General features: G+C 52.6%; 14 protein-coding genes. 4 read left to right on the forward strand and 10 right to left on the reverse strand.

The features are described from left to right. Nucleotides 1-11: 11 nt before the first annotated feature. Entirely contained in the window at nt 12-665 is a 654-nt protein-coding gene (locus tag ACA049_RS21980; protein WP_497329806.1) for a GntR family transcriptional regulator, read from the reverse strand. A 176-nt stretch (nt 666-841) separates the two neighbouring features. Here ACA049_RS21980 and ACA049_RS21985 point away from each other — a divergent pair, with 176 nt between their 5' ends. Continuing rightward, nucleotides 842-1,399 carry a TetR/AcrR family transcriptional regulator gene (locus tag ACA049_RS21985; RefSeq protein WP_497329808.1) on the forward strand — a complete coding sequence of 186 codons (558 nt, stop codon included), beginning with the start codon at nt 842-844 and terminating at the stop codon, nt 1,397-1,399. Here ACA049_RS21985 and fabF read toward each other — a convergent pair. From fabF to ACA049_RS22000, 3 genes are all read right to left on the reverse strand, one after another. Continuing rightward, a complete protein-coding gene (fabF, locus tag ACA049_RS21990; protein WP_497329810.1) occupies nt 1,396-2,670 on the reverse strand; it encodes a beta-ketoacyl-ACP synthase II in 1,275 nt (424 codons plus the stop codon). The genes ACA049_RS21985 and fabF overlap by 4 nt on opposite strands. A gap of 32 nt (nt 2,671-2,702) precedes the next feature. Continuing rightward, on the reverse strand, nt 2,703-3,497 hold the full coding sequence (locus ACA049_RS21995; protein ID WP_497329812.1) for an SDR family NAD(P)-dependent oxidoreductase: 795 nt from the start codon (nt 3,495-3,497) through the stop codon (nt 2,703-2,705). A gap of 193 nt (nt 3,498-3,690) precedes the next feature. Then, complete coding sequence (locus ACA049_RS22000; protein ID WP_497329814.1) at nt 3,691-4,026, reverse strand: ComEA family DNA-binding protein; 336 nt, start codon at nt 4,024-4,026, stop codon at nt 3,691-3,693. A 709-nt stretch (nt 4,027-4,735) separates the two neighbouring features. Here ACA049_RS22000 and ACA049_RS22005 point away from each other — a divergent pair. From ACA049_RS22005 to ACA049_RS22015, 3 genes are read left to right on the forward strand one after another with little or no spacing between them, the layout of a single operon-like run. Next, the gene (locus ACA049_RS22005) at nt 4,736-6,217 is read left to right on the forward strand and encodes a hypothetical protein (RefSeq protein ID WP_497329816.1); all 1,482 of its coding nucleotides are present in this window, start codon (nt 4,736-4,738) and stop codon (nt 6,215-6,217) included. 4 nt (nt 6,218-6,221) lie between these two features. Further along, nucleotides 6,222-7,148, forward strand: a complete 927-nt coding sequence (locus ACA049_RS22010; protein ID WP_497329818.1) for a glycosyltransferase family 2 protein — start codon at nt 6,222-6,224, stop codon at nt 7,146-7,148. Beyond that, the gene (locus tag ACA049_RS22015) at nt 7,120-7,500 is read left to right on the forward strand and encodes a GtrA family protein (protein WP_403103744.1); all 381 of its coding nucleotides are present in this window, start codon (nt 7,120-7,122) and stop codon (nt 7,498-7,500) included. Before ACA049_RS22010 ends, ACA049_RS22015 begins: the two co-directional genes overlap by 29 nt. A gap of 301 nt (nt 7,501-7,801) precedes the next feature. Here the strand turns inward: ACA049_RS22015 and ACA049_RS22020 are convergent, their stop codons facing one another. The 6 genes from ACA049_RS22020 to ACA049_RS22045 form a co-directional block, all read right to left on the reverse strand. Further along, nucleotides 7,802-9,796 (reverse strand): polysaccharide biosynthesis protein, encoded by a 1,995-nt coding sequence (locus tag ACA049_RS22020; protein WP_497336938.1) that lies wholly within the window; start codon nt 9,794-9,796, stop codon nt 7,802-7,804. A 426-nt stretch (nt 9,797-10,222) separates the two neighbouring features. Further along, nucleotides 10,223-11,161: an NAD-dependent epimerase/dehydratase family protein gene (locus ACA049_RS22025; RefSeq protein ID WP_497329820.1), complete on the reverse strand. Its 939-nt coding sequence runs from the start codon at nt 11,159-11,161 to the stop codon at nt 10,223-10,225. A 53-nt stretch (nt 11,162-11,214) separates the two neighbouring features. Continuing rightward, nucleotides 11,215-12,012: a Wzz/FepE/Etk N-terminal domain-containing protein gene (locus tag ACA049_RS22030; RefSeq protein WP_497329822.1), complete on the reverse strand. Its 798-nt coding sequence runs from the start codon at nt 12,010-12,012 to the stop codon at nt 11,215-11,217. 305 nt (nt 12,013-12,317) lie between these two features. After that, nucleotides 12,318-13,445 carry a hypothetical protein gene (locus ACA049_RS22035; protein ID WP_497329824.1) on the reverse strand — a complete coding sequence of 376 codons (1,128 nt, stop codon included), beginning with the start codon at nt 13,443-13,445 and terminating at the stop codon, nt 12,318-12,320. After that, complete coding sequence (locus ACA049_RS22040) at nt 13,442-14,356, reverse strand: glycosyltransferase (protein ID WP_497329826.1); 915 nt, start codon at nt 14,354-14,356, stop codon at nt 13,442-13,444. The genes ACA049_RS22035 and ACA049_RS22040 overlap by 4 nt, the downstream gene beginning before the upstream one ends. Before the next feature lie 546 nt (nt 14,357-14,902). Continuing rightward, on the reverse strand, nt 14,903-15,943 hold the full coding sequence (locus ACA049_RS22045; RefSeq protein ID WP_497329828.1) for an MraY family glycosyltransferase: 1,041 nt from the start codon (nt 15,941-15,943) through the stop codon (nt 14,903-14,905). Nucleotides 15,944-16,208: the final 265 nt, after the last annotated feature.

Below are 16,208 nucleotides of genomic sequence, written 5' to 3' on the forward strand. Positions count from 1 at the left end.
CAAATCCTCGATCAGTGATGGGGGGTTGGGGCAAGCATTTGCAACAGAAGGTGTTCAGAGTCATCGAGATAAGCGCTCATCGCGTCTGCCGCGGCACGCTTGTCGTCCTCGACAAGGAAGTCATGGATCTGCCGGTCGCGAGCCAGCCAGGGCGCCTGGAAACGAGACTCATCCGGCGCGGTGCAGAACGCCAGGCGCAGTTGCGCAACCACGTTGGTGAGAAACTCATCGAACAAGGGGCTGCGCAGCAACCCGACGATGCGTTGATGAAAGGCCAGGCTGTGGGTGCCGACGGCGCGCCAGTCCTCGCGTTCCCGGGCCAGCTCGGTGGCCTCCAGCGCCTCGAGCATCCAGCCGGATTGGTCATCGCGCAATGATTGGCTCACGCTGATGGCTTGCAGCTCCAGGGTACGGCGAACCTTGAACAGATCCCGCACATCGTCAACGCTTAGCCTGCGTACCATCACGCCCTTGTTGCGCACGTAACGGGTCAGACCGTCCTGGCCCAGGCGGTGCAACGCTTCACGAATGGTGTTGCGGGAAGCGTTGTAGGCAGACACTAGGTCGTTTTCCACCAACGCCATGCCGGGCAGTAAACGACCGCCAATGATGTCGGCGCGTAACTCCAATGTGATGTGGTCGGCCAGGGACAGTCCGCTGTTCATGCTCATCGCCTCGTGATTGTTCAACAATCTTCAGCTGACAAGTAATCACTATTCGTGCCAGAAAATTCGATGCGGCAGGACGAAGTTGGACTCATCTGCATGCTTTTTAGAAGTAGAAGTACAGTCACCATCCCATTTTCATTGGTTAAGATGGCGCATTGTTGCGGAGATACCCGATGCGTTACTCGCAGGACCATAAAGCCCAGACCCATCAACGCATCATTAAGGAAGCCTCAGCGCGATTTCGCCGTGACGGAATTGGCGCGACCGGCCTGCAACCTCTGATGAAAGCATTGGGTTTGACACACGGCGGCTTTTACTCGCATTTCAAGTCCAAGGACGAACTGGTGGAAAAGGCCCTGCAGGCTGCCGCCGATCAGTGCGACGCTACCTGTGCCGAGCTGTTCGCTCAGGATCGCCCGCTGGAAACGTTCATCGACACCTATTTGTCCGAGTGGCACCAGACAACACCGGATGAAGGTTGCCCGCTGCCCACCATGTCATCGGAACTGGGCCTTAGGGGCCAGCCCAGTCCGACTTCTGATGTGGTGCTCAATGCAAGGCTTGAACAAGTGCAGGGCACACTTGAAGGCGAAGATGCCGCCGACCGCAGCATCTTCATTATGTCCGCCCTGGTCGGGGCGTTGCTGCTATCGCGCAGTGTCGAGAACCCTGAGCTGGCCCAGCGGATCCTCGACGTGACACGCGAGTTTCTCAAACAACCCCAGGATTAATCCTGCCAGCGCTTGAACAACACGCTGGCATTGACCCCGCCAAACCCGAAGCCATTGGACAGGGCGTACTCGATGGCCGTCGAGCGCGCCTTGCCGTGGACGATGTCCACACCCTGCGCCGCCGGATCCGGGTTTTCGAGATTGAGAGTGGGTGGCACGATCTGATCACGGATCGCCAACAGCGTGAAGATCGCCTCAATCCCGCCCGCAGCCCCCAGTAAATGCCCGGTCGCGGACTTGGTGGACGTTACCGCAATCTTGTTGTCGGAACCGAACAATGACTTGATGGCGGCCAACTCCCCAAGGTCCCCGACCGGAGTCGAGGTTGCATGAGCGTTGAGATGCTGCACCTGTGCGGGAGAAATGCCCGCCTGGGCCAAGGCCAGCGACATCGCCCGGCGCGCACCGCTGCCATCTTCGGGGCCGGCAGTCAGGTGATAGGCATCGGCACTGGTGCCATACCCGACCAGTTCGGCCAAGGGTTGAGCGCCACGGGCAAGGGCATGTTCCAGCGATTCGATCACCAGAAGGCCAGCGCCCTCGCCCATCACGAATCCGTCGCGACCACTGTCGAACGGCCGTGAGGCGCGCTCCGGGGTGTCGTTGTATCCGCTGGACAAGGCACGCGCTGCCGCGAACCCGGCCAGACTGACCCGATCGATCGCTGCCTCGGCGCCGCCACACACGGCGATATCCGCTTCACCACAACGAATCAGCCGCGCTGCGTCGCCAATCGCCTGGACCCCGGCCGCGCACGCCGTCACCGGCGCACCCAGCGGGCCTTTGAAACCATGCTGGATCGACACATGACCTGCCGCGAGGTTGACCAGAAACGAAGGAATGGTGAAGGGCGACAAGCGTCGCGGACCGCGGCTGTCAGTGGTGCGGACCGCATCGGCAATCGCGCCGAAACCACCCACGCCCGAGCCGATAATCGTCGCGGTGCGCTCCTGGGCCTTGGCGTCCGACGCTTGCCATCCGGCCTGTTCCAGCGCCTGGCGCGCAGCCTCCATGGCAAACATAATGAAGCGGTCCATTTTTTTCTGCTCTTTGGGCGGCGTCGCCCGATCCGGGTCAAAACCCGCCTCGGGATCTTCCGCCACGGTGAGCACTGCGCCACCGACCTTGGCCGGCAGATCGGCGACCACGTCGTCAGGCAGGTTACGCAGCCCGGAGCGGCCGGCCAACAGACGCGCCCAGACCGCCTCGACACCACTCCCCAGCGGAGACACCAGGCCCATGCCCGTTACAACCACTCGACGATCACTCATACCGCAATTACCTCAAGCCGATTAAGGGCGCCTCACTTGTAGCGCGTGGCGGCCGTACTTTTGGAAAGATTCGGAGCCATGACCAGGCGGGCTTTTACAAAGTCGTCCCAATCAGAGGCGTTCGGCAACGATGGAATGGTGATCAGCTCCCCTTGGTCCAGCCCGGACAATGCTGCGTCGACCATCTCCCCCGCCTCCATGACCATATCTGCCGGGATTTGTGTTGCGTCGATACCGGAACGCTCCCAGATCTCGGTGCGTGTTACACCAGGCAACACGGCCTGGACCTTGACCCCGGTGCCGTCCAGTTCTGCGTTCAAAGACTGGGTCAGACTTAACACATAAGCCTTGCTGGCGCTGTAAGTCGCATTAAATCGCTCAGGGAACAAGGCCACCACCGAAGCGATGTTAATGATCGAGCCACGACCTGCCTTTGCAAAACTGGCGGCCGCTGCTGATGCCAGGCGCGTCACGGTGGTGACGTTGAGCTGAATCAGTTTTTCCATTTGGTCCATGTCGGAATTCGCCAACAGACCATCGGCGGCAACACCGGCGTTATTCAGCAGCAGGCTGATACTCGAGTCGCTGCGCAGACGCTGTTCAATCTTCAGAACGTCATCTTTTTGTGTGAGGTCTGCCTTGAGTACCTCGACCTGGACGCCATGCTCGGCGCGCAACTTGCTCGCCGCCGCCTGCAAGCGTTCCTCGTCGCGAGCGACCAGCAACAGATCAAAACCTCGGGCCGCCAACCGCTCAGCGTAGATGGCGCCGATTCCGGAGGAGGCTCCGGTGACGAGTGCGGTTCCTTGGGACTGGACAGAATTCATGAGCGTGCTCCTGTGAGGATGCATTTGGAAGGTGAGCGCCTGCTTTGGCAGACTCAGGAATTATTATAGGCATAATCCAAAGGCAATATGATAGTCGTAATTTTTTAGATACCGATAGAAGACACGGCACCGTCCTTAACGCCAAAATGCAAAAAGGCCGGTCAATGACCGGCCTCTGCGTTGATGTTAAAGCTTAGTTCACTTCCAGCTTCTCGCGGTTCTTATCCAGGATCGCCTTGCCTATCCCCTTCACTTCCAGCAACTCGTCTACGGACGAAAACGGTCCATTACTGTCACGATAAGCAACAATCGCCTTGGCTTTTGCCTCTCCGATACCGGATAGCTCACGCTGCAGTGTCGGTGCATCAGCGCCATTAAGGTCGACTTTGCCAGACAACGCCTTAGGCGCGACTTCCAGCACCATAGGTGCGTTGCCAGTCTCCGGCTTTGCCACAGGCGCGGCGACGGCAGCAATAGAGGCGCTGGTCAACAGGGCGAAAACCAGAGAGTAGAAATAGCCAGTACGCATAAATGAAGCTCCATAACATCGATTGAGAAAGCAGCTTTTCCGAAGCTGCTCTCCAAACTTAGGCGATGTGGTGGAGCTGTCAAAAGTGTGTCTGTTGCAGGATGTGAAACAATCAGGGTTCGAGGCGGCGCTGCTGGTAGATCCAGTCGACGATTCGTCCTCAGGGCTGCTAACGCTGGAGCTATCGCCCAGGCGTTAGCGACGCGCGACGCCCACCCCTATCGCTGACTGACCCGCCAATAAGGAATGCGTCGTTTTCGATGATTTTTTAAATGAGGAAGGGACGAAATCGGAATTCGGCGAGAATTGATGTGAGAGAGAGGTGTAGCAGTGAATAGCTCGCGCGGTGGATGGTTTTGGATCGACAGAAAGCCGGAGAGCCGGAGAGCCCTGGTTAACTTTTGTGAGCTCATCTGTTTGCGGCCGAAAATGGCATGACCGAAATAGCATCGCCAGTTTCTCGAAGATTCATTTTAGATACAGTATCTGATCACTGCCTCACTTGATTAGGTCATACCCTATCTGATAATGTTATCAGTTCTTGAAAAAATGCATTGTGCCATAAAAAGCAAGCAGTGTTTTTGGGCAATATCCGATGATATCCAAAACAGCACAATACACCCAATGAGTACAATACACGCCTCCTCTATTGGTGGGTAAACTTCGTATCGCAGCCTACAGGCTGTGCACCACAAGAAAACACATCGAAATGAATAAGCTATCTGGAATTGACCGCCATGCACTAATGGGCTGTGTAGGGGTCCTGTTCATGGTGTTCTGGCTCTCTTTTAATTTCAATCACGGCGAAAGAATTCAGCACAATAATGGCCTCGGCTGGGATGGCGCCGCCTACGCTGACTGGGCGCAACGTGACTCAATAGAGATACTTACCAGCAACACAGTGTCCGAGTATTATATTGGACGCATGCTTCCTTCCATCGTCATTCATAACGTCAGCAAGTTACTCGGCTATGATATAACTTCAACACCTCGAGTAATACACGCTTTCTACTTATTCAATGTCGGCCTACTTATTATAGCAGCCGGATTACTTATTCTGATCGGCCGACATTATAAATGGCGAACGCCTATTTACTTCTTGGGTTTCAGTGCACTGTTCTTTAATTACCCTGTGCTCACCAACCTGTCATACAACCCAACTCTTACGGATATTTCTGGCTACGTCTTAGGCCTCGGCATTTTCTATGCCTACATCAAAAACCGCTTCGCCCTATTGGTGGTGCTCAGCTTCCTCTGCTGCTTTGTATGGCCCACGATGCTTTACGGCGCGCTGCCGATGATCATGCTAGGCAGGGCCAGCGTCGCCAACCGCCCGCCCTCTCTGCATAGCCACCTGTTAGCCTTACTGATTGCTGTCTCCCTGATTGCGCTTGCCGCCTATCTATACGCCAATGGCCTACGACAATCCCAAGGCACAACCCTTTTCAAGAACGAGATTCTTCCACTCAGCATAATTCTGTTCATTACCTATATTTACCTGGCCCTCAAGCCGATGATCGACGTGCCTGCCTACCTGCGGGCATCTAGGCACATCAAGGTGCTGCCAGTGGTAGTGGGTATCCTCCTGTACGTATCGGTCAAAGCAATAGTCTTTCAATTTTCCGACCGGACGCCTGGCCCACTCACTATCACCAGCTATCTAGGCCTGTTTACGCAGGCATCCCTGTCGAACCCGTTGATCAACGTCGTTGCGCACGCTATGCACTACGGTCCGTTTTACATGATCGCCATCTTGCTCTGGCCGCGTATCGCTGCACTGGCAAAAGCCGAAGGCCTGGGCCTCAGCGTCTACATTGCCTTGTTTGCCTTCTTGTCGATCGGGTCCGAGTCACGTCAGTTCCTCAATGCCTGGCCAGCTCTTGCAATGCTGACGTGCCAGGCACTGAACCAGTTGGGCGATGAGCGCAAGGTCGACTGGTGGTTTACCTATGCCGTCGCCGGCATGGCATTGATCCTGTCCAGGTTCTGGTTGAGTATCAATGTTGGCCCCTGGACAGGTAACTTCCAGGCATTTCCGGACCAAATGCTCTACATGTATTCCGGCCCGTGGATCTCTCACCAGATGTATGGTGTTTTTCTCGCTGTGACGCTGCTCTGCTTCATTAGCCTGCTTACATTGCTGCGTCAGACGTCCAGTTCACCCGCGCGCGCATCGACACAGGAAGTATGATCCGATGAAAACGCTATCCATTGTGGTACCTGTCTATTTTAACGAAGGCTCCTTGCCGGATCTATTCAGCAAGCTTCTGTACATAGAGCAGTTACTCCAACAACAAAACATGCTGCTGGAACTGATTTTCGTCGACGATGGCTCCCAGGACAACTCACTGAATTTGCTCAGACAGTTCGTGATTACGCGCCCGGGCACCAAAGTGATCAAGCTGAGTCGTAATTTCGGAGCTATCAGTGCGGTAAAAACCGGACTGAATTACATCACTGGGGATTGCTTTCTATTCTTGGCCGCCGACCTTCAGGACCCGCCAGAACTCATCCCGGAGATGGTTAGCCGCTGGAAAAACGGTACCAAGTACATCATCTGCGAGCGCACAGACAGACAAGATCCACTGGGGTCAAAAATATTCTCAGCCGTGTATTACAGGCTTTTGCGCAAGTTCGTCATGGCAAGCTATCCGAAAAATGGTTTTGACCTCGCGCTCATGGACGGACAGCTTCTGCCCTATCTTAAAGACAGTGGCAAGCACATCAACTTCCCTCTATTTCCGTATTGGCTAGGGTTCACCCCCGAAAAAATACCTTACGTTCGCGTGGCTCGTGAGCATGGAAAATCCAGGTGGACGTTTGGAAAAAAATGGAAACTGCTTATCGACTCCATTTTTTCGTTTTCCTTCGCTCCGGTCAGACTGATTTCGGCAATAGGCCTGATAGTGTCGCTGGGAAGCTTCGCTTATGGCACCGTTGTGGTGCTGAGTGCATTGTTCGGCAAAGTTGAAGTGCCCGGGTTTGCGACGCTGGCCACCCTCGTCTCTTTCCTGCTGGGCCTGATCATAGTAATGCTTGGTGTGATGAGCGAATATATTTGGAGGATATTTGATGAGGTCAACAGACACCCTCATGCAGTTATTGAAGAAGAAATTCTTTAATCTGGAATTCATCAAATTTCTTATCGTTGGCTGCATCAATACAGGCGCTGGATATATTTTCTATCTGGCGTTTATTCAGGTGATGGTATACACCTATGCATACTCTCTGTCGTATGCCTTAAGTATCGTGATTTCGTACGTTCTCAATGCGCGTTACGTCTTCAACGAGCCCCTCTCCCTTAAAAAGCTTCTTTCGTTCCCGCTTGTTTACATCGTGCAATACCTAAGCGGCTTATGCCTGATATACATTGCTGTAGAACAACTCTCTATCCCCGTCATCCTGGCGCCGCTCCTGGTTGTAGTTATCACCCTGCCGATCACGTTCTTACTTGCTCGGTTTATCGTGAAATAGCGCGGAGCGGGGGAAAACACCAGTGATAGTGTCGGCATATCGGGCTTCGGACTGAACGAGCTCGATGTGCCGAACCCAAGTGCTAACGGTCATTTATTCGAGCTTCATGTTCGTAACTTTAATTCCAGCGCGGCCTTGGGCTGTACCGTCACCTCCACCAGAATACAAAAAGGCCGGTCAATGACCGGCCCTTTGTGTTGAGCGAGAAGCTTGGTTCACCACGATTTTTTTGCGGTGCTTATGCAGAAATGCTTTCCCGATCCTCTCACACCCCAAGCACCTACAGCGAGATGTAAAACAATCAGGGTTCGAGGCGACGTTGTTGGTAAATCCAGTCGACGATCTCACCGTCAGGGGTGTAGCCGCTGACGGTTTCGCGCAGAAGCTGGCGAACACGTGAGTAGTCGTCTTTCTCAACCGCCGCCAGCAACTCAGTCAAGCGACCTTTCAGCACGTCCCAGGCGAGGTGATCTTCATTCGCACTCATGATCATCGGGTGTTGGGTAGCTGAAACGTTCTCGCCGATCAGCAGCTCTTCATACAATTTTTCGCCTGGACGCAACCCAGTGAACTCAATGGAAATGTCGCCATGCGGGTTCTTGTCCGAACGAATGCTCAATCCCGACAAATGGATCATTTTCTCCGCAAGCTCAACGATTTTCACCGGCTCGCCCATGTCCAGCACGAATACGTCGCCGCCCTGCCCCATGGAGCCCGCCTGGATTACCAGTTGCGCCGCTTCAGGAATGGTCATGAAATAGCGGGTGATCTTCGGATGGGTGACCGTCAGCGGCCCGCCGGATTTAATCTGGCTGTGGAAAAGCGGGATGACGGAACCCGACGAGCCAAGGACGTTACCGAAACGAACCATCGTGAAACGTGTCTTGTTGACGCGCGAAATGTTCGACTTATCGCCGAACAATACGGGCGCAATCTCGCGACTGAGCGCTTGCAATGTCAACTCGGCGAGACGCTTGGTGCTGCCCATTACGTTTGTTGGACGGACCGCCTTGTCTGTCGATATCAGCACGAAATTCGACACACCCGTTTGTAGCGCCGCTTGAGCCGTGTTGAGCGTTCCAATTACGTTATTCAGAACACCCTCGGCAATGTTGTGCTCGACCATTGGCACATGCTTGTAGGCGGCAGCGTGGTAGACCGTGTCGACACGCCAGGTTTTCATCACATCCAGAAGTTTGTCTTTATGACGGATGGACCCAAGAATCGGTAACAATTGCACCGCAGACGACTCTCGAGAACTGCGCTGTTCAAGTTCGGACAGGATGCTGTAGAGATTAAATTCACTGTGTTCGAACAGCAGCAGCGTAGTAGGTCTCAGGGCGAAAATCTGTCGGCACAACTCTGACCCGATCGAGCCGCCAGCCCCCGTTACCATTACCGTTTTGCCGCGGATACAGCGCTCCAGCAATTCAGGCTGGGCAGGCACCGAGTCGCGACCTAGCAAGTCGGCGATATCGACTTCCCGAATATCCTCAACCTTCACGCGGCCGCTGGCCAAATCAGTAAAGTTGGGGACGCTGCGCACGTGTAGCGGAAACCCTTCCAGCACATTGAGAATTTCACGGCGCCGAGCGCGTGTCGAAGACGGCAGCGCAAGAAGGATCTCTTGCGCACCAGTGACATCGATCATCTGCTGGATGTGTTTGGGTTTATAGACATGCAGGCCCGAAATAGAGCGATCGGCAATGCTGGAGTCGTCATCGATGAATGCAACCGGTCGCATGACACGACCCATACGCAATGCTGCTACCAGTTGGTTACCCGCTACACCCGCGCCGTAGACAGCAACCTTGGTCAAACCGTCGTCACGATTTGTGAACGGAACGTGCTGGGTCGCTGTGAACCAGTCACCCATGAAATACTGGCGCATGCATAGACGCAGGCCGCCGATGATGACGAGGCTCAACCACCAGTAGTTGAAAATGACGGACCGGGGAACAACTGCCTCGTGATTGCTGTACCAGTAGACCATCAAAGCCAGGATAAGCGAGGAAAGGCTGACCGCTTTGATGATGGCAACAAGTGCATCGTTGCCGAAATATCGCATGACGGCTCGGTACATGCCGAACCGTATGAACAAAGGAATCGCGATAATTGGCGCACAGACAAATAGCCATATATGAATTTTGAAAGGATTGATCATCTCATCAATCCCCAAACGCACGATGAACGCCATCCACAGTGCCACCCAAACGAGAATCACGTCCGTGAACACTTGGATTAACCGCTTCTGCCGACGCGGAAGTCCCAGCAAAAACATCCTCAGCCTATCCATATAGCCTTGCCCCAAAGTGCCCTACTCCATCGCTTGAACTCGTTGAAGTGCATTGTACGTACGTAGGCATCGCCGTAACAGGAAAAAACGACGTATGTGGATCTACTGACAGATTTGTGCGCCCCCCCAGACCAACGTGGGTTATCTAACGGGCAAGGAAATACACGGCCTTCACCGCCAAGGACGAGGAATGTGATCGCTAAATCGCCATGACCGACACTATTCAGCAAGCACCCAAAACGGATGCTGCTTCTGAACACCGTCAAGCGGAGCGTAGTCGTTCGCCGCGTTCTGAGCGCCAGCAGCGATGGCGTGCACTTGACATCAACGGCTGCTTTGACCTTGCGGATCGCTGCAACCTGCAACCTGCAACCTGTTCGACGGTGTCGGTTCTCGCCCCGATTCACCAGAGATTGATCATCTGTGCTACAAATTTCGGTAACTGGCGCTCGCTTTCTGAAGGCTTGCCTCGATGTTACGATCTGGAATCCAGCCCAGTGTCTGCTGGGCATTGGTGCTGTCCACTTCCAGCGAGCAACAAAGTTGCTGATAAAGCGCTTGCTTGCCTACCAGTGATAACAATGTCTTCAGCAATAGGGGTGGAACAGGCAACTGTATACTTCGTTTGCCCATCCCCCGCGCCAGTGCTCGAACCATGGCAGCAGTCGATATTGCTGGTTCATCAGCGACCAGGAACAATTCCCCCGCCGCTTTCGGATGTTGTGCCGCGAGCGAGATGAAATTGCAAAGGCTCTCAACGCCGATAACACTGCGACTGTTGGTTACTTCAGCGAACGGCATCGGCATGCCGCTGGCGACCAATTTCAACAGACGCCGAAAATTCCCCGGCGCGTGAGCCCCGTACACCAGCGGTGGACGAATAATCACCAACTCGGTAGGCGTATCTTTAAAAAGAGCAGCCAGACCCATCTCAGCTTCGTACTTGGCAATCGCATAAGGAGCGTGAGGTGCTACTGGTGACAGCTCAGTGAACGCCCTACCCTGTGTTTCATTTCCATTAACACCGATGGAGCTAATGAAAACAAACCGTCGTACACCACTCAGCAAGCAAGCTTCGGCGAGTCGAATGCAAGCATCACGATTGACTTTGCGAAATGCCTCCAGCGGGTTTTGATCATGGGCCGTTTTTACATGTGCCCGCCCCGCGAGATGAATGACACAGTCCACTGTTTTCAGGCGGTCTGACCATGCTCCAATGTCGTCGAGCTCACCAAGCACTACTTCCCCGCAAGCGACTTGCGGAGGTCTGCGATGCAGCGCCACAACCTCATGCCTCTCGGCCAACAGTTGCTCGCATAAGTTACGACCAATAAACCCGGAGGCTCCCGTCACAAATATCTTCATACACCCTCCTTAGCCAAACTGTCATGCGCCAGCTCTGCAACTGGAGCATGCTTTCAGTTTTTGCCAATCCGCCTCAGGCAAGCCGCCAAAAGCCCCACCAGCAACCCGGCAATAAGCCCCAAAAGAATCACAGGTGTCTGTCGAGGAAATACGGCTTCAGGAGAAGGATAAAGAGAAACGAGCTGAGTGGGCACGTAACCCAATGCGTATTCGTATTTGCGCAAATCCGCTTCAATTTTGTTGATGGCATCGCGGTGCGCGAGGTAGTTGGCCATCCCCTCTGCCAATCCACCCCCACTCCCTAGCGCGTCCAAATGAGCTTGTCGCGATTTATGAAGATCGGCAATCAACTGCGAGAGACGATCCCGGCCGGGTTGGCTCAGGACATCCTGTTGCTGGCGAACCATTTCGAAAATGCTTTCGGCGCATTTTGTAGCAAACTCCGCGCCTTGACCTCGGACGTTGACCGCAAGGAAAGCTGGCTGACCTTCGGCGGTGTACCGAGCTAGCTTGGTCATCTGCTGTTTAGCCCCTGGTACATCATCGACGCCACATTCACGAAGGACTTCGTCCGAATAAGCAGCGGGGGTGTTCAGCCGCGCGATGACCAAAACTGCAGACTCAATCTGGTTAGGTCTCGGCAGGCCGTCTTCATCCAACCCGCGGTTTTCACCCATTTTTATTATCGCAGAGGCTTCGTACTCTGATGGGGTAAACGATAAATAGGCGACAGCCCCAAGCAAGCCCAAAACAGCGCCGGCAGCAATGAATTTCCAGCCTTGTGTCAAAAATTTCAGTAATGACACGATTGTAAAAGCTTCCACATCATTTTTTACTTCAGGGTCGTACATAAAGCATCACTCGCGTAAATTGAAGTTAGGCTATCTGGTCCGAACTCGATACCCGCCCCCTTCTCAAGGCCGCTGAGAAGATACAGGAAAAATGCTAAACCAGCATAAGCTCGCGGATAATTTGCACATCTGCAGGAGCAAGCTGGCCTAGCTGTCGGACCTAGGCGAGTCATCTAAAACCGCCCATGAAAATTTTGTCTGCACTCGTAGGCAACGCCTGCCTGGAAAGTATGCCGCCTTAATAACAGTGGCGATTTGCACAACAGGTCCCGGCATGACTTGTAGCCACCAAACAGACTAAGTTTTTAGCTCTTTCTGTCATATTTTGACATTGCCATTAAGGGTACCCGATATGTAAAAACCTGCATCAGTAGACACAATGCAATGAAGCCCAGATTGGTCCAAGTGTAGGCTTGCGGGGCGAAGCCCGCCATCACACAAGAGTAACTGATGCGCAAAAATATCAAAAATGAGATTATATTCGGGCGCACTCTAAAAAAATGAACCGAGGCAACAAGTGACAGGTACAAGAATAATGCCGCGCCCACCGCGCCCACCGACCCCCACGCCATTAGAAAAGGGAAGTATTCAGTTCCAACGTTAATGACTGGCTCATCAAAGGGGATAGTAGAACCCAATGTTTCTACCCCACCCGCCCCGGGAACCAATTGATTAATCAAGAACTCCGAATCGATGTAGCCTTTAGCCATAATTGAACTAAAGTTATAAATTCCCGCGCCAATGTAGAGTAAAATCCACTTAAATCCGGGAGATGCAGCGGCGTAGAACTCGCTAAAAGGCAACGCCACCCAATCAAGGCGCCCCGAACGAAATTGCCCCAATTTAGCAAAAAGAAGCAGGGCCCCTAGCAAGCTGACAATAAGGGTTTTCCAGGGAATTTGCCGCTTGGAGAAAAAGACCATCGTTATGGCCAATCCATAGACCGAGGTAAAAAGCCGGTTACGGTCCAGCACTAGAACTGGAAATGCCAGTCCTACAGCAATGAAAAGAATTCTGATGCGTTTATCTGTATAGCAGAGCCATCCCACAATGGGGAGTACCCAGCACATATTAGAGATATGTCGAACATGCGATCGACCGCCGTCGAAGTTGGCATATATCTCCGGATGGAGTAATGGCAGTGGAAATAACGTCAAGTCGAGAACACAGGCCAGCAGAACCAACCAGGCCAACACCTTCACCCAATAGCATTCGGGCGAACGGTCAAAGGGCACGAGCTGTAGTGCGTGGCGCGCAGGCAAACGAACACCTAATAACGCATCAAATACCATGGCCAATGCGGCAACCACCATCAATATCGAAATACCGACGCCGTAACCCTTAGGCAGTTCAAATGTAAGCAGCGCAATAAGGCAACTGCCCAGCAAGGGCAGTGAGAAAAATATAGAGGGAGACCGATGGAAGTTTTTCACGCGCCGCCCTTTTTAGAGTTGCTCATGCTTTCCAACTCCCCCACAATTCTAAATACAAAATATCGCGCCATATAAATTGAAGTCTTGATCCATTGGCGGTTTAAAAATGCGACCTTCGCATCGACCAAGTGGCACTGCGCTTGAAGCATTTTCTTATAAGGGCCGTGGAATTTTTCGATGTGCCGTTTAGCTACTTTTCCGGACTCTTGAAGATTCCTGATTCTGGACGTAACGTCGGGAGTGCGGCAGGTATTGGTGCTGTGTACCCGGTAAGCACATACGCGCTCATCGATGAAGCCAAGCCCACCCTGCGCCGCAATCCGGAGAAAAAAGTCCCAATCATCAATCCGTAGTCTCTCGTCCCAGCCTTCACCACCAGTAACGAATGCTTTACGCACCATCGGGACAGGACCCGCAACCGCCCAGTCGTTGATAACCGACGCTATAATACCTTCATCCGAAAGGTATTTTTGCTTGTTCGCTCGGTGCAAGCCGGTCATGCCACTGTCGTGAATCACGTTGCCGTGTTCGTCGACAACAATGGAGTCGCCAATAACAGCCAATTTATTAGGGAAGTTTAATAAATAGTCGACCAGCTTTTGACTGCCTCCCGACAAGAAATAGTCATCACTGGCGCCCAACCTGAGAAATTCACCGTTTGCCAAGCTTGTGAGTTCATTTATCGTCGCCGTTACGCCTTTGTTTGGGCGACTCTTATAGATAACGTTTATGTTCTCTGCATGAAGTGACAACCATTGCTCGATCACCTTCGCGGTGTTATCGGTAGAACCGTCATCAATGATCACAATTTCTTTGTTGCCATAAACATCGGCTAAAATACTATCAAGGCAACATTGTACGTATTGGTCATGATTGTAAGCAGGTACGATGTAGGATACTAAAGGTACCAATACGTCCTCCGGACATTGTTGCGACCGAAATAGGGCCTAATTGAATAATCGCAATTTATATACTATGGCATGCAGAGAGTCAACCGAAGGTCCTCCCTTTGAAACAATTGCTTGCTCCAGCTTCAGTCCGTCCAGGCTTCTTATGTGTGCGCTTTTTGCCGCTAGGAGGCCTGCGAAAAGCTGATCTTTTAGTCGTTCCGCGGCGCCTTGCGCGTCTGCCTTGTGCTGGCAGCCAGGTGGCACTGATCTCCCCTCCTGAGCATCCGTCCTGATTTCGACTACGGATAATTTTGATCCTGCCAAGCTCGAGACAATCTGAGCGACAGTTACTTAGTGATGCTCGTAAAGGCGCCAAGCTTCGGATCTCCAACCCCCAACTGGGTGGAGACCGCGATTAGCTAAAGAAAACTTGAAACTATCGCGCTTTTACAGCGCGACAGCCCAAGCAACAACTCACCAGGATTGATATTGAATAAAACAACCCCTCTCTTCTTTCCTCGCCAGTATATTTACAGCTTGCCGAGTACGACTTATCTAATCAAATCGTTAGATCCGACCAGCACCGAGGCCATCATCTTTTTCCAATTCTCCAGCGTGAAATTTCACCGCTAGAACAACTAAAGGGGCGTAAGCCAAAATCAGACCAAGTGCACCGTCCAACCCTAGTAAAACTACACTCAGGGCTATTGGAAACAACCAAAACATATTGATAGCAGCGACCGTCAGTACTACCGGCAAATGCTTACCAAAACGCCGCGATGCGAATTGATAAGCATGACTGCGATGCGCTTCATATACCTTATCACCACGCAAACAACGACGCATTAAAGTAAACGTCGCATCTACTACGAACACGCCGAGCAAAATCAACACCGCCCAAAACAATTGCGAAGAAGCCCAGGCAGAATTAATGGAAATGACTCCCAGTACAACGCCTAAAAACCCGCTTCCGGCGTCGCCCATAAAAATTCGCGCGGGTGGGAAATTCCAAAACAAAAAACCTGCAGTAGCGCTAGCGAGTGAGAGGGGAAGCCAAACCATGTTCTCAAAACCACTTACCCAATAAAGCAGACAAGACCCTATACATACGCAGATAGCCTCGATACTGGCGATGCCATCGATTCCATCCATAAAATTATACAAATTCAGCATCCACACCAGGTACAGCGCAGACAGAACGTAACCAAACCATCCCAGGTCGATACTCACCCCGAAGATGACGACCGCAGGTAAACCACCTAGCCAGAGCAACGCCCAGGCAGCGGCAGCGAAATGTCCTAATAAGCGCCATCTAGCGGCGACATGGCCGTGATCGTCAATAAATCCGATCACTGCTATCAATGCTCCAGCTCCGCCCACCGCGACCAGCGTAGTGACCGGCACTAACTGCATCCATGCCAAAAACGGCAGGCTCAAGAGAAATACCAAAACAATCGCCACTCCCCCACCACGAGGCGTTGGAACAGAGTGAGAACTTCGAGCATTTGGTACATCGATAATACTGCGCGCAAGGGCATAACGTCGCAGCACCTCAGTCAGCGCCAAAGACAGGAGAATAACGATAGGAAAGAACAACGACTGAATCATTATTTTTTATGCTCCATATATTGCTCCTCAGCAGCTTTCAGCGTTTCCTCAGCTGTCACATGTGTAATCGATTGCATAAAAACGTAATTTAATGACATGCGAAATCTCTTTGAATCGCACGGTTACCGATAGGATTATACATTCCTGAAAATTCCACTCAAGGTTTCACCCTACTGAACACTCAAAATGACCTGCACGCGCCAGTTTTTTTCACTCTTAACCGGAGATGATAGTTGCAAAAAAAACAGACCACTTTACAACCACA

The sequence above is a fragment of the Pseudomonas sp. LBUM1662 genome (assembly GCF_059695915.1).